26 protein-coding genes are annotated in these 23957 nt (G+C 54.8%); 14 read left to right on the top strand and 12 right to left on the bottom strand.

Going from position 1 to position 23957, the window contains the following annotated elements; all coding sequences use genetic code 11:
• Nucleotides 1–243 precede the first annotated feature (243 nt).
• The 7 genes from QOL84_RS00515 (at nucleotide 244) to QOL84_RS00485 (ending at nucleotide 3445) form a co-directional block, all read left to right on the top strand.
• Nucleotides 244–942, top strand: coding sequence for a LexA family protein (locus QOL84_RS00515; protein WP_283435765.1), 699 nt, complete (start codon nucleotides 244–246; stop codon nucleotides 940–942).
• A 333-nt stretch (nucleotides 943–1275) separates the two neighbouring features.
• Nucleotides 1276–1842, top strand: coding sequence for a deoxynucleotide monophosphate kinase family protein (locus QOL84_RS00510; RefSeq protein WP_186621815.1), 567 nt, complete (start codon nucleotides 1276–1278; stop codon nucleotides 1840–1842).
• Between the two features lie 10 nt (nucleotides 1843–1852).
• Nucleotides 1853–2131: a hypothetical protein gene (locus QOL84_RS00505; protein WP_201226567.1), complete on the top strand. Its 279-nt coding sequence runs from the start codon at nucleotides 1853–1855 to the stop codon at nucleotides 2129–2131.
• Complete coding sequence (locus QOL84_RS00500) at nucleotides 2128–2511, top strand: hypothetical protein (RefSeq protein WP_283435764.1); 384 nt, start codon at nucleotides 2128–2130, stop codon at nucleotides 2509–2511. Before QOL84_RS00505 ends, QOL84_RS00500 begins: the two co-directional genes overlap by 4 nt.
• Nucleotides 2508–2750 (top strand): pyocin activator PrtN family protein, encoded by a 243-nt coding sequence (locus tag QOL84_RS00495; protein ID WP_105705135.1) that lies wholly within the window; start codon nucleotides 2508–2510, stop codon nucleotides 2748–2750. Before QOL84_RS00500 ends, QOL84_RS00495 begins: the two co-directional genes overlap by 4 nt.
• Before the next feature lie 75 nt (nucleotides 2751–2825).
• A complete protein-coding gene (locus QOL84_RS00490) occupies nucleotides 2826–3131 on the top strand; it encodes a hypothetical protein (protein WP_283435763.1) in 306 nt (101 codons plus the stop codon).
• Between the two features lie 47 nt (nucleotides 3132–3178).
• Nucleotides 3179–3445: a pyocin activator PrtN family protein gene (locus tag QOL84_RS00485; protein ID WP_186621821.1), complete on the top strand. Its 267-nt coding sequence runs from the start codon at nucleotides 3179–3181 to the stop codon at nucleotides 3443–3445.
• Nucleotides 3446–3482: 37 nt separating this feature from the next.
• On the opposite strand, the gene QOL84_RS00480 is transcribed toward QOL84_RS00485, so the two are convergent.
• From QOL84_RS00480 to QOL84_RS00470, 3 genes are all read right to left on the bottom strand, one after another.
• Entirely contained in the window at nucleotides 3483–4400 is a 918-nt protein-coding gene (locus QOL84_RS00480; protein WP_283435762.1) for a sce7725 family protein, read from the bottom strand.
• Nucleotides 4361–5272 carry a sce7726 family protein gene (locus QOL84_RS00475; protein ID WP_186621823.1) on the bottom strand — a complete coding sequence of 304 codons (912 nt, stop codon included), beginning with the start codon at nucleotides 5270–5272 and terminating at the stop codon, nucleotides 4361–4363. Before QOL84_RS00475 ends, QOL84_RS00480 begins: the two co-directional genes overlap by 40 nt.
• Before the next feature lie 154 nt (nucleotides 5273–5426).
• Nucleotides 5427–6578, bottom strand: coding sequence for a site-specific integrase (locus QOL84_RS00470; protein ID WP_238344717.1), 1152 nt, complete (start codon nucleotides 6576–6578; stop codon nucleotides 5427–5429).
• 102 nt (nucleotides 6579–6680) lie between these two features.
• Between QOL84_RS00470 and dusA the strand changes: the two genes are divergently transcribed.
• Nucleotides 6681–7700 (top strand): tRNA dihydrouridine(20/20a) synthase DusA, encoded by a 1020-nt coding sequence (dusA, locus tag QOL84_RS00465; protein ID WP_283435761.1) that lies wholly within the window; start codon nucleotides 6681–6683, stop codon nucleotides 7698–7700.
• 27 nt (nucleotides 7701–7727) lie between these two features.
• Nucleotides 7728–8147, top strand: coding sequence for a DUF2388 domain-containing protein (locus tag QOL84_RS00460; protein WP_283435760.1), 420 nt, complete (start codon nucleotides 7728–7730; stop codon nucleotides 8145–8147).
• Here QOL84_RS00460 and QOL84_RS00455 read toward each other — a convergent pair whose 3' ends face one another.
• Nucleotides 8148–8981 carry an undecaprenyl-diphosphate phosphatase gene (locus QOL84_RS00455; RefSeq protein ID WP_283435759.1) on the bottom strand — a complete coding sequence of 278 codons (834 nt, stop codon included), beginning with the start codon at nucleotides 8979–8981 and terminating at the stop codon, nucleotides 8148–8150. It lies immediately after the preceding gene.
• 584 nt (nucleotides 8982–9565) lie between these two features.
• Between QOL84_RS00455 and QOL84_RS00450 the strand changes: the two genes are divergently transcribed.
• From QOL84_RS00450 to QOL84_RS00440, 3 genes are all read left to right on the top strand, one after another.
• Nucleotides 9566–10306 carry a winged helix-turn-helix domain-containing protein gene (locus QOL84_RS00450; RefSeq protein ID WP_283435758.1) on the top strand — a complete coding sequence of 247 codons (741 nt, stop codon included), beginning with the start codon at nucleotides 9566–9568 and terminating at the stop codon, nucleotides 10304–10306.
• 279 nt (nucleotides 10307–10585) lie between these two features.
• Complete coding sequence (locus QOL84_RS00445; protein WP_283435757.1) at nucleotides 10586–11227, top strand: winged helix-turn-helix domain-containing protein; 642 nt, start codon at nucleotides 10586–10588, stop codon at nucleotides 11225–11227.
• A 392-nt stretch (nucleotides 11228–11619) separates the two neighbouring features.
• A complete protein-coding gene (locus QOL84_RS00440) occupies nucleotides 11620–13014 on the top strand; it encodes an undecaprenyl-phosphate glucose phosphotransferase (protein ID WP_283435756.1) in 1395 nt (464 codons plus the stop codon).
• A gap of 480 nt (nucleotides 13015–13494) precedes the next feature.
• Here QOL84_RS00440 and QOL84_RS00435 read toward each other — a convergent pair whose 3' ends face one another.
• From QOL84_RS00435 to galE, 6 genes are all read right to left on the bottom strand, one after another.
• A complete protein-coding gene (locus QOL84_RS00435) occupies nucleotides 13495–15573 on the bottom strand; it encodes a YjbH domain-containing protein (protein ID WP_283435755.1) in 2079 nt (692 codons plus the stop codon).
• Nucleotides 15570–16283: a capsule biosynthesis GfcC family protein gene (locus QOL84_RS00430; RefSeq protein ID WP_283435754.1), complete on the bottom strand. Its 714-nt coding sequence runs from the start codon at nucleotides 16281–16283 to the stop codon at nucleotides 15570–15572. Before QOL84_RS00430 ends, QOL84_RS00435 begins: the two co-directional genes overlap by 4 nt.
• Before the next feature lie 44 nt (nucleotides 16284–16327).
• Complete coding sequence (locus tag QOL84_RS00425) at nucleotides 16328–16993, bottom strand: YjbF family lipoprotein (RefSeq protein WP_283435753.1); 666 nt, start codon at nucleotides 16991–16993, stop codon at nucleotides 16328–16330.
• An 11-nt stretch (nucleotides 16994–17004) separates the two neighbouring features.
• Nucleotides 17005–18120: a polysaccharide biosynthesis/export family protein gene (locus QOL84_RS00420; RefSeq protein ID WP_174823941.1), complete on the bottom strand. Its 1116-nt coding sequence runs from the start codon at nucleotides 18118–18120 to the stop codon at nucleotides 17005–17007.
• Between the two features lie 90 nt (nucleotides 18121–18210).
• Nucleotides 18211–18447 carry a hypothetical protein gene (locus QOL84_RS00415; protein WP_129394762.1) on the bottom strand — a complete coding sequence of 79 codons (237 nt, stop codon included), beginning with the start codon at nucleotides 18445–18447 and terminating at the stop codon, nucleotides 18211–18213.
• A 231-nt stretch (nucleotides 18448–18678) separates the two neighbouring features.
• Nucleotides 18679–19695, bottom strand: coding sequence for a UDP-glucose 4-epimerase GalE (galE, locus tag QOL84_RS00410; protein ID WP_283435752.1), 1017 nt, complete (start codon nucleotides 19693–19695; stop codon nucleotides 18679–18681).
• 389 nt (nucleotides 19696–20084) lie between these two features.
• Between galE and galU the strand changes: the two genes are divergently transcribed.
• Both galU and QOL84_RS00400 read left to right on the top strand, forming a co-directional pair.
• Complete coding sequence (galU, locus tag QOL84_RS00405; RefSeq protein ID WP_283435751.1) at nucleotides 20085–20918, top strand: UTP--glucose-1-phosphate uridylyltransferase GalU; 834 nt, start codon at nucleotides 20085–20087, stop codon at nucleotides 20916–20918.
• Nucleotides 20919–20968: 50 nt separating this feature from the next.
• The gene (locus tag QOL84_RS00400; RefSeq protein ID WP_283435750.1) at nucleotides 20969–21382 is read left to right on the top strand and encodes a phosphohexomutase domain-containing protein; all 414 of its coding nucleotides are present in this window, start codon (nucleotides 20969–20971) and stop codon (nucleotides 21380–21382) included.
• Nucleotides 21383–21510: 128 nt separating this feature from the next.
• Here the strand turns inward: QOL84_RS00400 and QOL84_RS00395 are convergent, their stop codons facing one another.
• Nucleotides 21511–22641 carry an SGNH/GDSL hydrolase family protein gene (locus QOL84_RS00395; RefSeq protein WP_283435749.1) on the bottom strand — a complete coding sequence of 377 codons (1131 nt, stop codon included), beginning with the start codon at nucleotides 22639–22641 and terminating at the stop codon, nucleotides 21511–21513.
• Nucleotides 22642–22916: 275 nt separating this feature from the next.
• On the bottom strand, nucleotides 22917–23954 hold the full coding sequence (locus QOL84_RS00390) for an acyltransferase family protein (RefSeq protein ID WP_283435748.1): 1038 nt from the start codon (nucleotides 23952–23954) through the stop codon (nucleotides 22917–22919).
• Nucleotides 23955–23957: the final 3 nt, after the last annotated feature.

The raw sequence follows: 23957 nt of genomic DNA, 5'->3' as shown, positions 1-23957 counted from the left end.
TTGGGTGTATAGGCATTCGATTGCCTTACCCGTTACGTATCGAACATCTGCACCTTTCGCGGCGCGATTGATAGTCGGCTGTGTTGTTCCTACGCGATCTGCAATAACTCTCTGGGACAAACCAGACCGCAGCAGCTCCGCAAGCATTTCTTGGATAGTCATATCGTTCACCGATGCGCTTTCGCATTGACCGCAACAATGCACAAACGTATTGAATGATTCAATACACTTGCCGATACGTTTTTGAATCAAGGCATAGAAAAAGTGATCGGAGACCGCATCGCCCAACGCATGCAGGAATTGGGGCTGTCAGAAGGCGAACTCGGCCGACGCTCCGGTGTTCCGCAACCGACAATTCATAGAATTGTGACGAACGCGGTAGCCAGTCCACGCCATGAAAATATCGAAAAGATCAGCAGAGCCTTGAAGGTCAGTAGCAACTGGCTTTGGAAGGGAGGCGAACACAAAGACCCGATTATTGATCAGGGCGCTCCATCTGCGAATGAAACTAACGTCGAACCTGGGCCAGCAATTAAAGGCTACGTCCCTCTAATTTCATGGGTTCAAGCCGGCGCATGGTGTGAGATTGAGGACGTTAGAACCCTTGATGATGCAGAGTTATGGCTGCCATGCGCCGCTTCCCACAGCAGCCAAAGCTATGCCCTTCGAGTACGCGGACTTTCCATGTTCAATCAACATGAACGGAGGTCCTTCCGAGACGGAGACATCATTTTTGTTGATCCCGCGAAAGATGCGGAAAATGGTTCTCTCGTGATTGCAAAACTCTTGGATAGCCAAGAAGCAACATTCAAGCAGTTAGTCATGGAGGGCAGCCGCCGGTTTCTAAAACCGTTGAATCCAGCATGGCCGGAGCCAATCATTGAGTTAGGGCCCGACGCCATAATTTGCGGCGTAGTATTCTCGAAGCTCGAAATTTTCTAATACATTCCACAAAAAAAGCCCCGCAGCGATGCGGGTTTTTTTTGGTACAAGCAAAAATCAATTCAAATACGTATTGACTCAATCAATACGTATTTGTATCGTTTGCATCGTAAATCTCTCACCAAAGAGTACGATCATGCGAACCACACAGCACAGCAACACTCGCTGCCCGGTGTACATACACCCAGCAGCTTGCACTAGCCCAGCAGCCGTTGAAGCGATTCAAAAGCACACCGGCCTACTGGTAATTGTCACGCCGCCGGGCACTCGCTTGGCACCTTCGAAAGCAAATGTCGTCGCTCACAAACCCGAACCATTCGGGGGTGATGCAGCATGAAGCCTCTATTAATAGGCCTCGCTGGCGTTGCTCGTTCTGGCAAAGACACAGCCGCGCAGCATCTGGTCAACCATCATGGGTTCCAGTCCTACGCATTCGCCGACCCGCTCCGTGACGGCTTGATGAATATCCTCAACTTGAGTCCGTGCGATTTCGAAGGAGAGCAAAAGGAACGAGTTCTACCGTGGCTGGGTCGCTCTCCACGCTACCTGATGCAGACACTCGGCACCGAGTGGGGCCGTGACAAAGTGCACCCCGAGTTATGGCTGCTACTGGCTTCGCAAAATCTCGACCTAATGGCCCGTACCTACGACACCGCTCGCGGCTTCGTAGTCAGCGACCTGCGATTCGAGAATGAAGCGTCATTCATCCGCCAGCGCGGCGGAATTGTGATCCATATCCAGCGCACCGCAGCAGATGCCGTGGCGCCGCATCGTAGCGAAGGCGGCATCTGGGGTACCGAGGGCGACTGGTTCCTACCGAATGACGGGACCATTGAAGCCCTTCAAATCAATCTCAACGAGATTGTGGACACGCTACACACACGCGCAGCAGTCGTCTGAGGATCGCACAATGACGAACCGCACCCTGGACGAAACAGCCGCATTGCTCGGACTCAAGCCCCGCGCCTTCCGCGCCAGGTTGCGCGAGCTGGGCATTCTCAACAGCAGTGGCGATCTAGCCAGCCAGCACCGTGATCGCGGCTATCTGTATTCGGATCCGCGCAGCACCCTGATTCCATCCCTCAACAAGTGCCGTCATTACTCCGTGGTGATGGTGAAGGAAGAAGGGATTGAATGGCTGGCCAAGAAACTGGGAATCATCATCACCAAAAAGGACGCCGCTGCATGAAAACAAACAACCTCAATGCCTACACGCAAGCCCTCGGCGCCCTGAAACTAATCCCGATCTACTTGAACTGCCCGGGGGTAGTCAGTCGCTCAACGCTCATTGGCGCTTCGACGGAAGCCATTCAATTGCTGGAAAGCATGCCTGTACTAAGCACCGAGCTGGCCGAAGTATTTCGCTGCATTAACAACGTGATCCTTGAAGGGCAAGTCGCCTACGTTACGCCGACCAACTCGCCTGAGTTCCCATTCGGCGCGGTGGTGGCTGATGCCAAGGGCAACATCTGCGCGGCTGCAATGGGCAAAAGTAAGGAAGGCCTCGCCGAGTTAATTCGTCTCAAGTTGCTGCCCCCTTCGGAGGGGTTCGGGGAGAACGCAGCGTGAGCCATACCCTTGATCAACTACGTAAACAGTTCACCACCCCGTGCCCAACGTTGTCGGCAGTACGCGAGCAGTACTTCGCACACATCCGTACCGACCGTTACTTGCTAGCTGAGATTAAGGCCGGGCGCATAGCCTTGGTAGTAACGCGCCTGCACTGTTCTACACGTGCAAAGCCGGTGGTGTACTTGCATAACCTGGCCGAGTATCTCGACGCCCAAGCAACGAAGGTAGCGGCTTGACTGAACTTAAGCCCCCCCCCTCAACAGGGGGGGCAACCAACTTTACCGCTGCGGGATATATGAGGAGTAAAAAATATGACAGCAATACAGATAGGCGCGTTGATTGCGCTCTTCTTGCTCTCAGGCCTGATTTATTGGTCGGGCTATCGTACTGGGAAAATTGATGGCCGCTCTAAGAGCATAAAAGAAGAACCTTCAACACAAGGTAAAGGAACAATCGATCTCATTCATAAAATCCAGACTGAGCGCATATGTCTGACGTGGGAGTACGAAGGAGGTTGTCACATTTGGCGTTATTGGGATAGTGACGAACCTTGTGATAAAGCATATGGAAACACAATTCAAGAAGCGTTGGATGCACTAGATACTCCACGCTGCTGATACACCTGCCTACAGTCAAACTGAAAACGGACAAAGCAGACAAAACCATGAACACACTTTTTCTTCTGATGGCTCAATACAGCGGACAGGCTGTAATCCCGATTGAGGTAGTCTGTCGAGACTACCTGCATCTTACCGTGGAGAAGTTTAAGCTCAAGAGACTGAGTGGCGATATTGATATCCCGCTAATGCGCCTGGGCACTAAATCCCAGAAGGCAGCGCTCGGAATCCACTTAAACGACTTGGCAATTTATATCGATCGACAGCGTGAACTGGCCACTACGGAACAGAATAAACTAATGAACCGCAGTTAGATAACAAGGAGGCGTTATATAAACGCCTCCTACATTTTTAAATATAATTACAAAGGCTTTCGATGTGATGCTTCATAGACATTTCCTTGACCAACCCCAGTCCCGGAAAATGCATCACAGAATGAGACGCACGAAACTCGCCCAATCCTAATGTATTGTCATACACCGTTGGATTGGCAGCGATGAATGTAAACATTTTTACCAACGCTTCTTTGTACTTACTGCCGGCGTTCGTAGGAAGCTTATCATCAACCGTCGAACAGTAATGATGTACGTGCATTGAATTCGGAGCAGCATTATCAATATATGACACGTGTATAGCCACGACATACGCCGGGCCGCCTGAATCTAAATACTCTTCACCCATTATAGTAAAGTCGCCAAATCCAGATACATTGCTTTTTTTCTTATAAGAAACATGCAATCCAGAGTAAAAGGATTTCGACGTATAGTCGGCGTTGCGCTTCTTTTTCGCAAAACTGTCCGAATACACTACTACGTTATTCAGTTGATCAACGATACTGTCATCAACCTTTTGCTGATTAAGCAACACACAAGATGCACTATTCAAAATACTTAAAGAGCCGACACTGATATCGTTCTCTAGGTATATGGCGGCATTAGGATAGGACGCGAGCAAACTTAGTGCTGCACTATCCGCAGCATCCTTTACTTTAATACAGGGAACAAATTTGTTTGCAGACTTAGGATCCGCCTGCAGCTGACCAAAAAGGCCAGCAGAGGTATTCTTTGCAAAATTCCCCTGCGATGGATTGATCACTACAAGAGGTGATACAGAGTTACTGTGTAATTGCTCAATGGTTGCGATAAGTGGTTTATACTTCGCATTCACTGGCTCAATTACGGGCCTGTATTTCGCTGCAGGCAAAATCGGAGCGAGATCGAATAAAGTGTTCAGTTCGTGACGCTTCGCCTTGAGTATGGGGTAGTACATAGAGCTTCCTTACTGAAATGTATTTTCAAGTTCTGCAGCAACTGAGCCTTATTGGCGACCGGAACGCGATACTCGATACCCGCAACCAATAAACTTTTTGGCAAACATTCGACATAACCCTTGTCGATTTTGCGCGACTTTTTGACGATGCGGCAAAATGCCGGTCTCAACTTAGAGGAATCCACGGTACGCAAGAGCGTGCGGCATTCATCATAAATCCCCGTATTTGTTGAGGCGGGAATCTGCCCACACAACTCATAGACCAACGAAAGATACTCATTACGCCGCAATGAGGCCATGAGAATATCTACATCCATGGGCTCTGAAGAAAGTAATGCAGGTCTAATCGGAGTCAATACATCATTTTTACCTAAACGCAATATCCCTACAGATTCAGGAGCGATCTTCTCAACCTTGCCAAGGTGGGCTTCTGTAGTGACAACGTTAACCTTGTCAAATATTTTCAAGTAAGAAGATAACTGAAGCTCTAGCCGATTAAGGCTGTCGTACTCAGACTTAATCTCATAACAGGTGCTAATGCCATTTAGAATCACACTATCAGCCTTACTTTCTCCAACACGAAACTCATTTAAGAGAGTTGCCGTATTCATGGAGTACCGCCCAAGTAAAATTTTCTCGGCGATTATATTCTTTATGTAGTACTCAAACTTATAGCTACTTTTTAGCCGCCGATAGCACTCTTGAAATACGTCTTCAACACTGAAAACGTCCCCCAAAGCATCACCAAATGCGTTTGCAACCTTTAATACAAAATCAAAGTCGCCATGAGCAACATCATTTATACCTTTGCTGCTGAAAATTTTCGCAGCGTCCTTGGTACTCAACATCTCATGCTTACCTTTCAGACCCATCTCAAGCCCCTAAAAACGGGCGTTACTCATAAACAGCGCCGCCAACCTCGCAGTTTAGCAAGATTTCCTCCAGCGCCATCAAACTTTGAGACGAGATGCGCAGCTCAATGACATCATTACGATATCACTTCAAAACGAAAACATGTCAATCTTTTTATACTTGATCATGACTATCGACCGTGAGGGAGGAGATGGGAACTCTTGCCTTCCTCTTGCCCGACAGGACTCGCTCAAGATATGCCCAGCTTTTATATATGTCCCCGCGACCTCTCATATGCGTGTAGCGACGAAGTGAGTTCCAATCTCGATGGCCAGACACGCTTGACACCCTCGGAATATCCCAGTCCATTTCAAACAGCCGGCTCACCCCTTCATGCCGCAAATCATGGAAATGCAGATCCTCAATGCCGAGCATAGGGCACGCCCTGGTGAAAGAGGCGGAGACCGACTTTGCGTTGTAGGGAAAGATCTCTCGTTCGACCTTGGGCATGCTCTGCAGAATTGCCCAAGCCTCATCCGGTAGATGACACCACACGTCATTGCCGATCTTCTGACCGGGATTCTTCATATCGCGCACCAGTACAGCCTGTCGCGAATCGTCGAGATCATCCCAGCGAATCCTTGTAATTTCTTCCTGCCGACGTGTCGAAAAGAGCGCGAAAGCGATCACCTTCGGCATGTCGATCTGAGCCTTGCGGCGCTCCTGCATTTCGAAGAAATGCGCCATGAGCTTGTCCAACTCCTCGAGCGTCGGCCGGCGGTTACGCTCTTTGCTCTTGCTCACCATACCTAGTTTGCGCAAGACCTTGCGTGCGTCAGGCATGGCCAGCGGATCCACTTCGTAGCCCCATGCTGGTCTCGCCACGGATAGCACTGCGCCTAGGTGCGAGAGATCATTGCCAACCGTCTGCGCCTGGACGCCGCCGCCTTCCTTACCCATACGCCACTGCGCAAACTCCACCAGCTTCTGGCTGGTCAGTGCCGAGTCATCAAGGTCGCCCAACCAGGTATCTTTGATCGCATTGAGTGTGGCGTTCTTTGTCTTACCCAACGGCCGGATCTTTTCGTACTCGTCCAGGTACTGCTCGATCATCTTCCTGATCGTCACACCCTTACGGTTAGCGCGCTCAATCGCACCAGGCTCGGCCAGCTCCGTCTCCCGCCGTTTGATCCAGGCCTGGGCAACCTGCTTGCGGTCGAAGGTTTGGCTTTCCTGATAAACTGTGCGCCCGTCTCGATTGATCCGTATCTGCGCCGTGTAGGCAGTCGAATTGTCCTTGCGCTTGCGTGATGTGATCGTGCCCATTTCCAGTTGCTACATTGCTGAATTCGCTTGCTACATTGTAGCAACCGACCTCAGAAAACAAGGAAAAATGGGTAAAAACCGCTGTATAAAAGATCAGTACCAATGAATTTCGAAAAAGCTGAAGCGCCCGTAAACAGTAGCCCTATCCGTTCCGAGCCGTCTCGCCGCTTCAGTGTGGCGCCGATGATGGATTGGACCGACCGCCATTGCCGTTTCTTCCTACGCCTCCTATCGAAGAACGCCCTCCTCTACACCGAAATGGTCACCACCGGCGCGCTACTCAACGGCGATCACGAACGCTTCCTTCGTCACAACGAAGCCGAGCACCCTCTCGCGCTGCAGTTAGGCGGTAGCGTTCCGCTCGATCTGGCCGCCTGCGCACGCATGGCCCAGGAGCATGGCTACGACGAAGTGAACTTGAACGTCGGCTGCCCAAGCGATCGTGTGCAGAACAACATGATCGGCGCGTGCCTGATGGGTCACCCGCAACTGGTGGCGGATTGTGTGAAGGCAATGCAAGACGCGGTGTCGATTCCGGTGACGGTGAAGCATCGCATCGGCATCAACGGTCGGGACAGTTACGCGGAGCTGTGTGATTTCGTCGGCACCGTGCGCGATGCCGGGTGCACCAGTTTCACCGTGCATGCGCGGATTGCGATTCTGGAGGGGTTGTCGCCGAAGGAGAATCGTGACATTCCGCCGTTGCGCTATGACGTGGCGGCGCAGCTGAAGGCGGATTTTCCGGAGTTGGAGATTGTGCTGAACGGCGGGATCAAGACGATGGAGGCTTGTCATGAGCATTTGCAGACGTTCGACGGTGTGATGTTGGGGCGTGAGGCTTATCACAATCCGTATGTGCTGGCGGAGGTGGATCAGCAGTTGTTTGGCAGTTCGGCGCCGGTGATCAGTCGGGCTGAGGCGTTGGCGCAGTTGCGTCCTTATATAGCCGAGCATTTGTTGGCCGGAGGTGCGATGCATCACATCACGCGCCATGTGCTGGGCTTGGGCACGGGGTTCCCGGGGGCGCGGAAATTCCGTCAACTGTTGTCGGTGGATATTCACAAGGCAAAGGATCCGCTGGCGTTGCTGGATCAGGCGGCTGAGTTGCTTGAAGGTCGTTGATTGAAATTTTGAGTGTGCGGGCGACGCATGAGCGTTGCCCGTTGTTTTGTTGTACCGACAGGATGTCTTTTGTTTATGCCCGCGTTTACTTTTTCTGCTTTCAAGCGTTTCACCCTCCTCGCCTTGTTCAGCTTCACTTGCGACGTTTATGCGCACTGCGATGGCTTTTGCATGGGCCGTACCGATACGCCGTGGGAGGTGACGCAGTTTTCCGGCTTCACTTTGGTGTCTTTAATCCTCGCACCTATTTCGTCTAGCCAGGAAACGACCGACAGTCACAAGCGTGTTTACTCTGTTGAAGAACAGGAAGACGCGCGACTCTATCTGGCCAGCGACGGCATGCTGCAGGCCGCGTATTTCACGTCGGCCTTGCAGCGCTTTCGCCAGGAGTCGCCGGATTCGGCGCTAAACGATCTGGCCATTGCGGCGTTGATCAGCAGCCAGTGATCAGGCGGCCGCTGCTGCGGTCCAATTGACCCAGCCAAATACCCACGTCGCCAGAATCAACAAACCAAAGCCGATCCGATACCACGCGAACGCGGCGTAGCTGTGGTTGGCGATAAACTTCAGCAGCCCACGCACGGCGATCATCGCGAAGATGAATGCGGTGACGAAGCCTAAGGCGAAGACTGGCAGGTCGTTGGGCTGGAACAGGTCGCGGTATTTGTAGCCGGAGTAGACGGCGGCGCCGACCATGGTCGGCATGGCGAGGAAGAACGAGAACTCAGTAGCGGCTTTGCGCGACAGGCCGAAGAGCAGACCGCCGATGATGGTCGAGCCGGAGCGCGAGGTGCCCGGAATCATCGCCAGGCATTGTACGAAACCTATCTTCAGTGCGTGAGACCAGCGCATGTCGTCGACGTGCTCGACGCTGATCACGTGATTGCGCTGTTCGGCCCACAACATGATGACGCCGCCCACCACCAATGCCACGGCGACGGTGATCGGGTTGAACAGGTATTGGTGGATTTTGTCAGCAAACAGTACGCCGAGTACCACGGCTGGCAGAAACGCAATCAGCAGATTGAGGGTGAAGCGTTGTGCGTTGCGTTGGGTGGGCAGGCCTTTGACGATATCGAAGATCTTCGGTCGAAACTCCCAGACGACGGCAAGAATGGCACCCAGTTGAATAATGATGTTGAACGCCATGGCGCGTTCGCCGCCGAAATCGAGCAAGTCGGCTACGATGATTTGGTGGCCGGTACTTGAGATTGGCAGGAATTCAGTCAGACCTTCTACCGCACCTAATATCAACACCTGGAAAAGGGTCCAGAAATCCATTAATCCTCCGTCAGAGCGCTCTTGATGAGCGACCGGGTAGTAACACTCAGGGGTTGAGTATCTGAAGTTACACAATTGGTTTGTTTGAAGAGCAAAAGATCGTCCGATCGCGGCCCGAACCTGCGGCAGCTCCTACAGGGGGAACGTATGCAATGTAGGAGCTGCCGCAGGCTGCGATCTTTTGCTCTTGAAGAATAGGTCTTATGAATTGCCACACTCAAGCCATGTTAGTAATCGTCGGCCGACGAACTAAGAGGAAAATATTTAAGCCCTCCCTGGAAAAAAACTTGCCCAACCAACAAAGTGTGATCAATATCACACAATCCCGAGATGGCCAGACAGTGGCAAAAGGACATAGACAAAGCCATCGCAATAGACTCAAAATAGTGGCACCATTGCATATCGCCACTATCTAATCACTAGTTCACAGCTCCGCGAAAATCAACTAAAAGCTTGAAAAGCTTATTTATTGTTAGAAAACTCGCGAGACACGTCTAAAATCCGCGCAAATGTTACCAATTGTCAGTCACAGATGAGAACCGGTGCTTTAACATCCCGATGTCAGCACTAATTCGAGTCAATGCATGATGCTCTCAGGGAACTTAGCGACTAGAAGCCCGCGCCCGACAAATGACGAACCTGGTGTTCTCACTCTGGGTCGTACCCGTTGCGTGGCTGAACATTTTAGTGCGCTGGTCGCCAAGCATGTGCACACCGATATGGCACTTGAGGCTAGTTCCTACACTAGTTCTTATCAGCTAAATGAATATTGCGGCTCTTATCGGGCCATCTTCCTGGTCATCGACAATCCACAGGCGCTTGAAGACAATCTGGCGCTGGTGCAGAACCTGCGCTCGGGTAATTTGAAACCGATCATTTGCGCGGTCATCACCGGTCGCGGCGCCTTCAACAAGATCAAATATTATCTTGCCGGCGCGGACGCTTGTATCAAGCTCAATACCCTTGCCGACGATGGCGCCGACTTGCTCAGCGAATTCTTCAGCAGTGAAGAGTGGCAGCGCGATACCAATCTCACGCTTGATCCGACGCGGATCTGCCTGATGGACACCAGCAAGAAACTCGACATCTCGTTCGCCGAGATGAAGATCCTGGAAGCCTTTGCGCAAACCAGCAACCACATTCTCAGCCATGATGAAATCGCCAGCATCATGGGCCTGAACAGCAATTTCTACGACCCTCGAGCGCTGGAAAAATCGATCAGCCGCTTGCGTGGAAAAATCAAGGACATGTATGGTACAAACGCGATTCAGAGCATTCGCGGCTATGGCTATCGCCTGCTGCGGGGTCTGATATCGACTGCCTGAGTCACGGGCAGCCAATCCCTTTTGCAACGTACGAAGGATCGTCCAATGCAACCATATCGTTCTATCTGCATCTCACGCCTATTAGAAATCAAGCAATTGAATGAGCGCGGCAACACGACCCATAAAAATAAAACTCCATAACATAGCAGCAGTTCGAGTGGAACTTATCGAGGGCCATTATTGGGCCCAGACCCTGCCTATCGATTACTTCCAAGGAAGTCATTGCTCGCCTGCCGATTTATCTTTTAGCCAATTTTGGTGTGTATTTAGGAGAGAGACATGGAAACTAGTACAACCCTCCCAAGGAAATATTTTGTTGTCGTGACTCACAGCACAACGTCGCAACGTGAACTCGAGAGTATCCTCGCCAGCGAACGCTTCAATTCGTTTGGCAACTCTGAAGGTGTTGCGTCGCCCTCCTCCGCGCCAATGGTGATGGAGTTCACATATCCAAGCGTTAGTCGAAAGAATGTTGCTCGCAGCATTGAACATGACACCCAGCGAATTCTCGCGACTCTTGAGTCCGAATGGCTGGCAGCGCAAACCGCCAATCCTTTTCAAAGTATCCCGGCATTGACCGGCGAAAGCAGCAATATGCCACCGGCCATCGAAGGCGATCTGCCTTGCAGCGAAACCTGGCATCTCGACAACGATCAAGGTGCACTGGTCAAGGACGGTATCGAGATCAGTCTGACTGGCCTGGAAACAGCACTGGTCAGGAAAATGCTCAATCATGAAGAGCGCGTTGTCAGCCGAGACGAGTTGATCCTCAGTATCGGTCGAGAGCCGGAGCAATATCGCGGCCTGGAAATGTGCCTGAGTCGCCTTCAAGACAAATTCAAAAGCGCCAGTAATGGCGAGCGCCTGTTTCGTGCCGTAAGAAATCGCGGTTATTGCCTCATTCAGGAAATCGTCGCTTAAACGCGCAACCGACACCGCGAACAAAACAAACAGATTCAAGTGCGATTACAAAAACAACAAGAGCACTCTGTTTGGGTTCACCTCCCTTTGATAATAGAAACTCCCTGCCTCCACCCCTCCAACAGTAACAAATACGACAACACTTATTCACCCCCTGCTCTGCGACCTTTTCTAACACTCTTCTATTTAATTATTAAAAAGTTGGCACTGTGCCATCTTGTTAGAACTCGTCAGACACCATTTCCGTCGATAACTTAGTCTATTGACTGACGACAGTTCGGCATATCGATGTTGTTATCTCAAGACACTCGCTAGAACAAAAACAATAAGTCTGCATAACAACTCGGCTTTCAACTGTTGAAACCTGAATGGACGTCTTTTGGGGATATCGTATGGATCTTTCTCTTAGTATCAATCGAAGCGCAGGCCTCAAGGGACTGACCTTTTGGGGCCAATGGGCGCTGGCGCAGGGCTTTGTTGTAACGCTGTTGTTTATCCTCGCCGAGCAGCACACCGGGACGGTCGCGTTTTACTACCGTATGTGTGCAACGCTGGCGGTGCTGGCTTCGGTGCCGGCGTATACCTTCAGCGGTGTTTATCGCAAGCGTGACAACTACCTGACCGGGCTGGGCCGGCTGTTCATGGGTTGGTCGATGACGATGGCGGCGCTGGCTTGCATTGCGTTTATCTGCCAGGCCGATGAGCTGTTTTCGCGGCAGGTGATCCTGAGCTGGGCGGTGTATGGCTTCCTCGGCCAGGCGTTTTTGTATGCGCCGCTGCATGCGTTTTCGAAGTTCTATCAGCGCTCGCGCAAAAGTGAGCACAAGACGCTGATTGTCGGCACCGGTGAACTGGCGTTGGGTCTGGCGAAGAAGCTCAGCCAGCTGGAGAATCTGCCGCTGGTGGGCCTGGTCAGCAACGGCGACGTGTCCGCGCTAGGTAAAGATGCACCGCGCGTAGTGGGCGCTCAGGAACAGTTGCTGGAGCTGATCGAAGCACACGACATCCGCCGTTTGTACATCACCCTGCCACTGTGCGAAGCGGCGAAGATCGAAGCGATGTATGTCGATTTGCTCGGGGCCAACGTCGATGTGGTCTGGGTGCCGGATCTGAACGCGCTGACGCTGCTCAATCACTCGGTGAAAGTCGTGGATGGCCTGCCGGCGATCTACCTGAACGAGAGCCCGCTGACCAGTCGCCCGACCGCTGCCTTGAGCAAGAGTCTGGTGGAGAAAACCGTTGCGTTGCTGGCGATCATCGCGCTGAGTCCGATCCTGTTGATCATCGCTCTGGCGGTGAAATTCAACTCGCCGGGGCCGGTGTTCTTCAAGCAGGATCGCCATGGCTGGAACGGCAAGGTGATCAAGGTCTGGAAGTTTCGCTCGATGAGCGTGCACGATGACCGCGATGTGAAACAGGCCAGCCGCAATGACTCGCGCATTACATCGGTCGGGCGCTTTATCCGTCGCACTTCGCTGGACGAGTTGCCGCAATTGTTCAACGTGCTGCAAGGGCATATGGCCCTGGTTGGCCCGCGCCCGCACGCTGTCGCGCACAACCATTTCTACTCGGGGAAAATCCTCGCCTACATGGCGCGCCACCGGATTAAACCGGGCATCACCGGGCTCGCGCAAATCAGCGGCTGCCGCGGTGAGACGGACACCCTCGACAAGATGCAGAAGCGCGTGGAGATTGACCTGCAGTACATCAACAGTTGGTCGTTGTGGCTGGATCTGAAGATCCTGGTGAAGACACCGTTTACGTTGCTGTCGAAGGATATTTACTGAGATTCAACGATGCACACCGCAAGGGGACGAAAGTCCCCTTTTTTGTGCGCGGGATTTGCCGGCGTGAGTGGATTGCAGAGGAATGCAAAAACTGTGGGAGCGAGCTTGCTCGCGAAAGCGGTGGGTCAGGCAACAGGGATGTCGACTGTACGGGCGCCTTCGCGAGCAAGCTCGCTCCCACAGGGATTTGTAGTTGGCTCGGGATTTGTGGCATGACAAATAACCAATGTGGGAGTGAGCCTGCTCGCGATGGCGGTGGGTCAGGCAACAGGGATGTCGACTGTACGGGCGCTATCGCGAGCAGGCGAAGGCCTACCGGGGATTTGTGGTTGGCTCGGGATCTGTGGCGTAGTAAATATCCAATGTAGGAGTGAGCCTGCTCGCGATGGCGGTGTGTCAGGCAACAAGATGTCGACTATGCGAGCGCTATCGCGAGCAGGCTCGCTCCTACAGGTTCCAGGGTGTTCGGGAGATCCGCGCTTACTCCGTGATCTTCTCGAAATTCCGATAAAACACGTCCCCTTCCCGGCTATCGGTCATCGAGTGCAGCTGGAAGCTGCGGTTGAGTCGTGCACCACCGTCACGGGTCAGCGGCGCCCAGACCAGGTTGGCGCGGCGCATGGTCGACATGCTCATCATTTCGTCGAACGGAATCGACAGGTAGAGGCCCTTGTCGAAACTACCCTCGCCATACTCGGCACTGCTCGCGGTGGTGATCGTCGCCCACGCACCAAAGCGCACACCGTTGAAAAACTCCCGCGAGATATCCAACGTGCCACCCCAATCCCCAGCCAGATAACGACCAACGCTGACAGCCGCCAACGTATCGAACGGCAAATCCGTATACCCGGTGATATGCCCGGTCACCACCGAGTAATCACGCAGGGCAAAACCCTGATCGAAATCACGCTGGCGCACCCAGTTGATATCCGCGCCCACCGACCAGCGCTCGCCCGTCGGACGGAACAACACCTCACCGCCCACACCGGCAAACATCGACTCCAGATAGCCGCCGTAAACCATGCCATACAGGTCTTTATCCAACTGCTCGGCATGGCTGACCTGGAACAGCGGCATCGTCGTGTTGGACGTGGTCAGGTACTGACGCAAATCCGTGCGCACGCGCGGCAAACCGCTCGGCGCATCGTAGGTGAATTTGTCGAAGTTGTTCACCAGGTTGGCGCTGAGCAAACCGTTCCACCAGGTGTTGCGATTGAAGCGATATTCGGCGTCCGCATCGGCAGTGAATTGATAGAGCAAACCATCTGGGCCGCCGACGTTCTGTTTGAAGCCCAGCCCGACGCCATAACTGAAATGCTGCGGCGCTTCGGTGTAGAGGGTTTTCTCGTTGTGCGGCATCGCCGGGTTGATCTCGGTGGTGCGGTGCAGTGACTGCAACGGTTCCTCGTTGTTGATCACTTCGCGGAAAGTCTGGCGCGGCACACTGGTTTCTTCCAGGGGCAAGTCATAGCGCTTGTTGACCACAGTGAACCAGTTGATATCGTCATTGACGCTGTTGTCGAGAATCCGGCTCGCCCGCCCGACTGCCTTCGAAGAATGGAAGTAACGCTGCTGCTCGCCATAGACGATCAGCTCGGAATCACGCTGGGCAATACGCTCGACTTTATAGCCGGCATTCTGCTGCAGGCGCTGCGAGACGTTGGCCCAATCGACCTGTTCCATCGACGCGGTCGGCACCTTCGCCGGCAGCGGTTCCGGTGTCGGGTCGTAGGTCTTGGCCGGCGCCTTGCGACTGACGAAATTGGTATGCAACGTCACACCAAACATCGCCGTGTTGCCGCGTTCCCACGCTGCGCTGAGGTCGATCGAATCGGTGACCTTGAACACCGCGCCAAGGTTGATCGGCGAGTCCTGCTTGATCTCGTTGTCCTTCGGCTCGTGCTTGTAGTCGTTGCCTTCGAATTCGAGTTTCAGGCTGAGGCGATCCCACGGCGTCTGATAGCTCACGCCACCGAAAAACGACGGCCGGCCACGAAAGTATGAGCCCGAGTTGACGTCACCGGTGCCTTCAAGAGCTGGCCGGGTATCGAAACGATCGCTGACGTAGCCCAACGGGTTGTCGATATCGCCGCGATTACCGAGGTAGCCCCAGGCAATCCCGGCGCTGAAATCGAAGTTGTCGTAGCGTTTGTTGGCGACGAAAAATTCACTGGAGAACAAACCTGTACCGCCGACGTCTCGGAAGCCCAGCGCCACGTCGGGCAGCCAGTGGCTTTCCTGCCACAGCCGGACTTTGACGTCGACCGCCTTATCCTTATAGCTTTGGCTGCCGCTAAGGGCCTCCGAGCCGTAAGGCCGGTTGGTGATCGCGGTGTAGCGAAACGAGCCTTCGAGCCAATCCAGCGGCTGCAACGAAACGCTGTAGCGACTGTACGGTTCGGTGCGGTTGGCGTTGACGCTCAACTCGCCGGCCGGGGCCATGCGCGCCGTTGGCGTCTGCAACAGACCGGTGCCACCGAAGTCATTCTGGGTAATGCGCGGCTCTGCATGAACCAAACCACACGGCAATAACAACACAGCTGCAAAACGTAACTTCAACGAACCACCTCGGCCAGCTGCGTGGCAATAAATTCAGCCAACTGCTGATTCAGCTCAGGGATAGGCGGATCAAGATCGTCATTTTTAACCGGCACCAGAATCTTGCTGCCAGCCACGGGAAAGTGCCCGCTCTCGCGATTCCAGTGGGCAATGCCGACGCGCTGCGAAGCGCCGTTGGGCTGGATCAGCCACAGGTAATCGGCCTCGGCGTCACTCAGAATTGTGCAGCCTTGCAGGTATTCACGCGCCTCCAGCAACGGCTGATACGGCAAGTGGCACGGCTCGGCGACGGCACCGATTACTTGCACTTCATCGACGCGTTTCGGGTAGATCAGGCGATCGCCATCGCCGAGACGAATGTTGCGTGCGAAGCCGACTTCCAGTGCGACCGGATCGAGATCGGCGATCTGCCGTCCGGTGACCGGCATCTGCCGCACTTCTTCAGCCATGCGCTGCGCCAGCGCCGCACGACTCGGCCGGTCGAAAAGCATCGACATGCGCTGCAGCACGTCCAGATCGAACAGCACGCCGACCTTCAGCCGTGTCTGCTCCTCAACCAGCGACTGACGCAGCAATCCGCCCGCCAGCCAATAGCCTTGCGCATTCGGCACCGCAACGCTGATCACATCGAGCAAACGCCCGCCCGGCGGCAGTTCAACGGGACCCGGATTGGCCACGTCACCGGTGACAGTGACGGCTGCGTGGCTCATGCCAGCGATCAGCATCAGGCACGCCGATAGCAAACCCCGGCGCGTCACGGCAGGTGCCTGCGATCAGGAGTCAGCTGCACAATTTTCACGCGCAGTTGCGAAGTCAGTTGCTGCTCGCTCTGCAAGATGAAACCGTCACGCGGATCGACCCAGTAACGATTCGTCGCGTTCAAGCCGATGGCCGGCGCGTCAATCTGTTCATCGACACGCAGCACGGTGTATTGCTTGTCGAGAATCTGCAGGGTTTGTTCCGATCGCCGCGAGAACCGACTGTTGACGATCACCCCGACTTCCTGGCCCTTGTACAGATCGATCCAGCGCCGCGTGGTGAAACCATCGGCGACCCGATGCAGACCTTGCTTGAACGGCGCGTCATCGGCCAGCCGCGTGCCATCCAGGTCGCCTTCCAGCCCGAGGCCGACACTGCGTACGGCGAGGCCATCGCGCAGGAGCAATACCTGTTTGCCGGAAGCGACCCAGAACTGCAGGTCCTCGCGCTCGCGCATCAGCGCCAGCACACCGGAACCGGACGGCGTGGTCAGTTTCAGTTGCGGGTAGTTGACCGCAGCCACTTCGGCCGCCGTAACGTCCACCTCATCCGGGCCGACGACCGCTGCCTTCAGGTTGTTCAACGAAGCGCTCATCAACGGGTTACAGCCACAGAGCAACGAGGCCGCCATCAGGCAGACGCCAACTTTCAAGATGTTCAAAGTCGGCAACCTTATTTGCTGTTGTTACTGAATTCGCTCCAGTTCTTCGCAGCGGAAGCGCCTGTACCGACAATTGATGCCGACGGCACCAACTGACTGATGAAGCGGTTCCAGCGAGTCACGTTGGCAGGCCCGACATAGACGACGTCCTGAGGACGCACTTCGAAGTGCGAAGCGAGCGCCATGGCGGTCGGCGATTCGGCTTCCAGTTGATAGATTTTCGCCGGCTCGACATCGAGGTTTTCCACGCCGCGAATCACGTACACCGCATTGCCATTGGAAGTGGTCTGGCTCAAGCCACCGACCGAACCGAGTACGTCGGACAGGTTCATCGTCGCCGTCTTGAAGCTCAATGCACGCGGCTGGTTGACTTCGCCCATGACGTAGATGCGTTTGTTGTCGTTGTATGGCAGGTACAGCTGATCGCCGCCCTTGAGGTAGACGTTCTGCAACTCGGAATCCGGTTGGTTGAGCGAGTCCAGGTTCAGCGGATAAACCCGTCCCTTGCGGGTCAGCAGCAGTCCGGACAAATCGGCGTTATTGGTGTCGATGCCGGCCGAACCCAAGGCTTCGACCACGCTCAGCGGATTGGTCGAAATCGCTTGTGGACCAGCCTTGGTCACCGCGCCGGTGACCACGACTTTCTGACTGGCGAAACGCAACACCGCGACATCCACTTGCGGCTCGGCGATGAACGCCGAGAGCCGCTGTTCAATGTCAGAGCGCAGTTGCTGAATGGTCCGGCCGGTGGCCTGGACTTCCTTGATGAACGGGTAATAGAGCGTGCCGTCGGAGCGCACCAGGCGGCCGTTGGCATCGATCTGTTGCTGCGCGCCGGACGGGGCCGTCAGCTCCGGGTGATCCCACACGGTGATGTACAGAACATCGTTGTTGCCGATGCGGTATTCGGCGGGTGTCGCCAACAGTTCCGCAGGCACTGACTCACGCTTTTGCGTGGCACGGTTCATGGAGATCAGTTTGGGGGTGATCGGGATCAACTCGACCCGGCTGCTTTCACTGGCGCCTTGGCGAGTGATGCTGCCGGTGCTCAGGTACTGACCGGGGGAAAACATGCAACCTTGCAAAGCGAGACTTGCCAACATTAAAAGATAAACACTACGAGTCATAATGGCACTACGCTATTCAAGGGCGAATCCAAAAACAAAGTCACCCGACTTGCGTCGGGCGACCTTGTACTGCACTAACAGAACTTCCTGTTAGTTATGCGTGCCGGTTGTACCGGTGGTACCCGTCGTACCGGTGGTACCGCCGTTGGCACTGCCACCACTGTTGGACGCCGCTACAGCACTGGCAACCATTGCAGTACTGGCTGCAGGCGCTTGAGAAGCCGCTACATTGCCACCTACATTGGTTACCGCTGTCAGCGGCGCTTCAGCAGCGGCAGCCCAGTTGCTCAACATCGTCAACAGGGCAATTGCCATCACTTTCTTCATATCAACTCCTTTCTAACATTCGACCTGTTAAAAAACCGGTCTGTGTTAGCGGTGGTAGAGTTCAAGCCCGCAAAAAGCGCGAACAAGATCCGTTGTTCTTTCACAGTCTTACCCAACTGATAAAAGTCGAACGGCAGGTTTATATCTACGGACTTGCAAAAGGCATTGCCAGTGTAATTTCCCGACGTAATCTAACAACCTGACTGAAAATAACATTGGACTAAATGGCCATCATTGCAGATAGCCTTTGGGATGATTCGACTGCCAGCGCCAAGTATCGGTGACCATGTCCTGCAAGTTGCGCGTGGCCGTCCAGCCAAGTTCTCGCGCCGCCTTGGAAGCATCCGCCCAACTCTCGGCGATATCCCCGGAACGACGCGGCATCACCCGATACGGCACCGGCTGCCCGCAAGCCTGTTCGAAGGCGCGCAGGACTTGCAGCACGCTGTAGCCATCGCCAGTGCCGAGATTCCAGGTGTGGATGCCGGTGCGCCCGCTGATCGACTGCAACGCCTTTAAATGGCCGTCCGCCAGATCGACGACATGGATGTAATCGCGCACGCCGGTGCCGTCCACGGTTGGATAATCATCGCCAAAGATCGACAGCTCTTGCAGGCTGCCCACCGCGACCTGGCTGATGTAAGGCAGCAGATTGTTGGGGATGCCATTGGGATCTTCGCCCATATGCCCGCTGTCGTGCGCGCCAATCGGGTTGAAGTAGCGCAGCAAAGCGATGCTCCAGCGCGGCTCGGACTGACACAGGTCGCGCAGCACGTTTTCGACGATCAGTTTCGACTGGCCGTAAGGATTGGTCGGCGTGCCGGTGGGGAAATCCTCGCGAATCGGCATCTGCTCAGGCTCGCCATACACCGTCGCCGACGAGCTGAACACCAGCCGGAACACCCCCGCCGCTGCCATCGCCTGACACAGCGTGATGCTGCCGCTGACGTTGGTTTCGTAGTACTCAAGCGGCTTGCGCACGCTCTCGCCCACCGCTTTCAGCCCGGCGAAATGCAGGACGGCTTCGATGCTGTGCTCGCGGAAAATCCGGTCGAGCAAAGCGCGATCGCAGACATCGCCACGAATCATCTGCGCGCTCTTGCCGCAGATGGCTTCAACGGCGTGCAATGCCGCATCGCTGCTGTTACAAAGATTATCCAGTACGACAACTTGATAACCTGCTTCAAGCAATGCAAGTGTGGTGTGCGAGCCGATATAGCCAGCACCACCCGTTACCAGAATCTTCATAGCGCGGTCCGTCAATGGATAAGTACCCGGTAGCGTGTCAAGCCTGATTTATCGGAGTTGTGCTGCAATCCACATAAACAAGCCGACAACAACCTCGAACAAAATTAGTTCAACGACTGGCAATAAATATTTTTCCAGTTCAAACTGTATTGCCAGGTACTTATTAGCACTTCAAGTGCACCCATCACTATCAACGGATACCGACTAAAAATAACTAAAAAGGCTCTAACCGACATCTCATAACATTGTCATGTTTTACCCTCACGATTAATTGCCATGAACAACCTGACTCAGGTATTAAAGCAATCGTTCAATACTATTGAAACTTGCCCACTTGCATGAGTGCGCGCATTCGTCGCCTGTGTTCCATGACTGTCCAGGATACTTTTATGATTCGTAAATGTTTGTTCCCCGCTGCCGGCTATGGCACACGTTTCTTGCCGGCAACTAAAGCGATGCCCAAGGAAATGTTACCGATCGTCAACAAGCCTTTGATCGAATACGCCGTTGAAGAAGCACGGGACGCCGGCCTGCAACACATGGCCATCGTCACCGGCCGGGGCAAACGCGCGCTGGAAGACCATTTCGACATCAGTTACGAGCTGGAACATCAGATCCGCGGTACCGAGAAAGAGAAGTTCCTCGCCGGCACCCGCGAGCTGATCGACACCTGCACCTTCTCCTACACCCGTCAGGTCGAAATGAAAGGCCTCGGCCACGCGATCCTCAGCGGCCGTCCGTTGATCGGCGACGAGCCGTTTGCCGTGGTGCTGGCCGATGACCTGTGCCTGAACCTGGAAGGTGACGGCGTGCTCACGCAGATGATCCAGCTGTACAAGAAATTCCGCTGCTCGATCGTCGCCATCCAGGAAGTCCCGGCCGATCAGACGCACAAGTACGGAGTGATCGCCGGCGAGCTGATATCCGACGGCATCTACCGGGTCAACAACATGGTGGAAAAACCGGCACCACAAGACGCGCCATCGAACCTGGCGATCATCGGCCGCTACATCCTCACGCCGGATATTTTCGACCTCATCGCCGATACCGAACCGGGCAAGGGCGGCGAAATCCAGATCACCGACGCGCTGATGAAACAGACGCAGAACGGTTGCGTGCTGGCCTACAAATTCAAAGGCATGCGCTTTGATTGCGGCGACGCCGAGGGTTATTTGCAGGCGACCAACTTCTGCTACGAGAACGTTTACCTCAAGGGCCGCTGAGACGGCCCCGACGCCACCCCACGCCCACTCTTCACTTCAGGCAGGCCACCATGAACATTGCACAACATTCCGTAGAGATTGAACGCGAGGTGGGTAACCTCGGGGTGATGAGCTGGTTGTCACGCCATCAGCCATTGCCCAGCGCCAATGAAACCTGGCTGGGGACGATCTTGCTGGTCGAACGCATTGGCGTGTTTCCCGCGTCCGGCGATATCCGCCGGCCGATGCGCGATCCCTATCCCCTGCTCGCTCATCTGAAAAAGCTGTATGGCGAGCAGGCGCTGGAAATGGATGACAGTGACGGGCTGAAAGTGATCTTCGGTGACTGGCGCTTCCGGGTGCGGATTTGCTGCAACGATCCGGCGATCATCATTAACGTTGAGACTCGATGCGATACGCGATTGATGCCGCAGAAGATTGCAGAGTTGTTGAGCCAGGTCGACAGTTTCACACCGGACGCCTGATCGTTCCCACGCTCCGCGTGGGAATGCCGCCCGGGACGCTCCGCGTCCCTTCGCTGAGTGACGCAGAGCGTCACAGGATGCATTCCCACGCGGAGCGTGGGAACGATCATCGCGCCGGGGTTTGCGCGTTATTTCATGGAGGCGTCGCAGCGGTCCTTGGTGCCGGTGATCCAGGCGTAGAAGTAATCGGCAATCACCTTGCCGCCCGTGGCCGGCACGGGGTGAATCTTGTCCGGGCCGATCATCGCCGCCGCGTAGCGTTTGACGTCGGGGCCGAATGCGCATTGCAGGTTGGTGTAACCCAGATGCTGCTCGCGTGCCCACGGCTCAAGTACCTGCGCATACGCCGACATCGGATAAGCGCTCGAGCGTGTGGTGTCCTGACGCATGATCAGGTTGATGCTCGCCTGCGGTTGGATCTCGCGCAGCATCCCCACCAAGCCCTGAACATTCTGCAGATACTGCGCCGGTTTCACGCCGAAACCCTGATCGTTGCCACCGAGCATGATCAGATAAACATCCGCAGGAATCTTCGACACAGCGGCTTTCCACTGCACCTGCCATTGCGGATCCTGGTGATAGAAATCCGCAGAAGCCGCACCCGATGCCGCCAGTTTCGACACCCGAACGCCTTTCTGATCGTTGCTCATCCATAAGCCGAACAACGTCGGCGCGCCCTTCACAACTTCCAGTTTGAAGGACCAGTCTTTCGCTGCCGAGAGGCCTGTCAGTGGCACTTCCTGAACGCCCGAACCCTCAAGCTTCAACGGTTGCCAGTCTTGCGATGGCGCCCAGCGGTACCGGATTTCGCTGGCTTCGCCGTTGCCCAGATAGAGCAATTTCGCTTGGGTAACCGCCGTATTAATTGCCGGCGACGGGCTTGCATCGACCTGCAACCATGCGCCCGGTTTACCCGTCACGGTGCGGCTGTCCGGGCTGGCCTGCCCCAGGTCTGACACCTTCCAGTCTCCGCCAAAATACTTTTCACTGCTGCGGGTGTACTTGAAATGCGTCCCGCCGAGCGCCGCGCCGTGGTTGAAGCCGACATAACCCGGCCCGGCAAAACCCACCTCCCCGGCCACGCGTTGCACCAGTTTGTTCAGATAAAAATCCTGCCCGGCACTGTAGCTATCGCCGATCACCGAGACCGACAACACCGCGCCGGCCTTGCCTTCGCGCCACTGCGCAAAACGCTCGCGGGCATCGCCCACCTCAACCACCGCTGCTGCTGCGGGTTGCGCGTCATTCACTGCCAACATACAAATTTCCTACAGTCTGGAATGGCCCTTCGCGAGCAGGCTCGCTCCCACAGGGATTGTGGTCATCGGCGAAACCCTTGTGCACAGGGAAAATTGTGGGAGCTGGCTTGCCAGCGATGGCGGTGGCTCTGGCAATGACGCTGCATCTTCCACAGGGATTGTGCGGCTGGCAAAGATCCATGTAGGAGCGGTCGAGTGAAACGAGGCTGCGATCTTTTGATCCTGACATTCAAAGACAAGATCAAAAGATCGCAGCGTGCCGCAGCTCCTACGGATCAGGTTTGCGGCACTGGGGTGATCGGTGCCAATGGTTTCTTCTTCGCCGCACGCTCGCCAAGGAACAGCACGGAAGTGAAATTGAACCGACTGAAAATCATCGACAACACCACCGGACCGAGCAAGCCAAAGCTCAAGCCACCCAGCACCAGCAAGCCCTCATCCTTAATCCCCAAGCGCCCCAGCACAAAACGCGAAGTCGCCGCGAACAGCACATGGAACAGGAAGATCGCATAGGAATAACCGCCCAACCACGTCAGCGCCTTCGAGCGCATATCACTCGACAGCAAAGCGATACACGACACGCAACCCACAGTCAGACCCACCAGGCTACGACGATCAACAATCAACTCACGATCAATCGCCGCCACATACAGCAGCGTCAGCGAGATCAGCACAAACACCAGCGGCCCGATCACCTTGAAGCGCTGCTTCAACGCATCGACGTTCTCTTGGCCAATCATCCCCGCGACGAAAAACGGCAGCAGGTAAATCGCGCCGTTAATCCCGAATGCATCGAACGTGAACGGCGGCAGTAAAAACAATACGGCGGCAAACGCGAACAACCCATACAAGCGCGTCGCCGAACGCAACATCCCGCGCCATTCCAGCAGCCCGACGAACATGAAAATGATGAACACCGCCTGCAAGAACCAGAAGTGGTTGATCGGTACCCAGAACGACAACAACGCGTCGATCACCCCGACGTCCTTGTTCACCCCAGGCCCGACCGCTTGCAGCACCGAGAACGGCACGCCGACGCAAAACAGCGGCACGATCAAGCGGCGCACCTTGCCGGAGAAAAACGCCGAAAAGTCATTGCCGCGAATTTTGTAGATGGAATAGATGTACCCGGAAATGAACGTGAACAGCGGCATGCGCACATACACCATCGAATCGGCAATCACCCGGAACGGCGAGCCGATGTCGATCTTCAACCCGCCACCCAATGGCCCGATGACGTGATAGAGCACCAGCAGCAGGCACGCCAGGCCACGCAGGGTTTCGATCTCCAGGGACTTTTTCTTGCTCGACATAAA

Source organism: Pseudomonas helmanticensis (assembly GCF_900182985.1).
Lineage (GTDB): Bacteria > Pseudomonadota > Gammaproteobacteria > Pseudomonadales > Pseudomonadaceae > Aquipseudomonas > Aquipseudomonas helmanticensis.
The sequence above is the reverse complement of the archived record's forward strand: the minus strand, read 5'-3'. Positions and strand labels throughout refer to the sequence as shown.

Coding starts and splice junctions, on each gene's coding strand:
- QOL84_RS00510 (WP_186621815.1), top strand. CDS start 1,276: ATGAAGCCTCTATTAATAGGCCTCGCTGGCGTTGCTCGTTCTGGCAAA.
- QOL84_RS00505 (WP_201226567.1), top strand. CDS start 1,853: ATGACGAACCGCACCCTGGACGAAACAGCCGCATTGCTCGGACTCAAG.
- QOL84_RS00500 (WP_283435764.1), top strand. CDS start 2,128: ATGAAAACAAACAACCTCAATGCCTACACGCAAGCCCTCGGCGCCCTG.
- QOL84_RS00490 (WP_283435763.1), top strand. CDS start 2,826: ATGACAGCAATACAGATAGGCGCGTTGATTGCGCTCTTCTTGCTCTCA.
- QOL84_RS00485 (WP_186621821.1), top strand. CDS start 3,179: ATGAACACACTTTTTCTTCTGATGGCTCAATACAGCGGACAGGCTGTA.
- QOL84_RS00480 (WP_283435762.1), bottom strand. CDS start 4,400: ATGTACTACCCCATACTCAAGGCGAAGCGTCACGAACTGAACACTTTA.
- QOL84_RS00475 (WP_186621823.1), bottom strand. CDS start 5,272: ATGGGTCTGAAAGGTAAGCATGAGATGTTGAGTACCAAGGACGCTGCG.
- QOL84_RS00470 (WP_238344717.1), bottom strand. CDS start 6,578: ATGGGCACGATCACATCACGCAAGCGCAAGGACAATTCGACTGCCTAC.
- dusA (WP_283435761.1), top strand. CDS start 6,681: ATGAATTTCGAAAAAGCTGAAGCGCCCGTAAACAGTAGCCCTATCCGT.
- QOL84_RS00460 (WP_283435760.1), top strand. CDS start 7,728: ATGAGCGTTGCCCGTTGTTTTGTTGTACCGACAGGATGTCTTTTGTTT.
- QOL84_RS00455 (WP_283435759.1), bottom strand. CDS start 8,981: ATGGATTTCTGGACCCTTTTCCAGGTGTTGATATTAGGTGCGGTAGAA.
- QOL84_RS00450 (WP_283435758.1), top strand. CDS start 9,566: ATGATGCTCTCAGGGAACTTAGCGACTAGAAGCCCGCGCCCGACAAAT.
- QOL84_RS00445 (WP_283435757.1), top strand. CDS start 10,586: ATGGAAACTAGTACAACCCTCCCAAGGAAATATTTTGTTGTCGTGACT.
- QOL84_RS00440 (WP_283435756.1), top strand. CDS start 11,620: ATGGATCTTTCTCTTAGTATCAATCGAAGCGCAGGCCTCAAGGGACTG.
- QOL84_RS00430 (WP_283435754.1), bottom strand. CDS start 16,283: ATGAGCCACGCAGCCGTCACTGTCACCGGTGACGTGGCCAATCCGGGT.
- QOL84_RS00420 (WP_174823941.1), bottom strand. CDS start 18,120: ATGACTCGTAGTGTTTATCTTTTAATGTTGGCAAGTCTCGCTTTGCAA.
- QOL84_RS00415 (WP_129394762.1), bottom strand. CDS start 18,447: ATGAAGAAAGTGATGGCAATTGCCCTGTTGACGATGTTGAGCAACTGG.
- galE (WP_283435752.1), bottom strand. CDS start 19,695: ATGAAGATTCTGGTAACGGGTGGTGCTGGCTATATCGGCTCGCACACC.
- galU (WP_283435751.1), top strand. CDS start 20,085: ATGATTCGTAAATGTTTGTTCCCCGCTGCCGGCTATGGCACACGTTTC.
- QOL84_RS00400 (WP_283435750.1), top strand. CDS start 20,969: ATGAACATTGCACAACATTCCGTAGAGATTGAACGCGAGGTGGGTAAC.
- QOL84_RS00395 (WP_283435749.1), bottom strand. CDS start 22,641: ATGTTGGCAGTGAATGACGCGCAACCCGCAGCAGCAGCGGTGGTTGAG.
- QOL84_RS00390 (WP_283435748.1), bottom strand. CDS start 23,954: ATGTCGAGCAAGAAAAAGTCCCTGGAGATCGAAACCCTGCGTGGCCTG.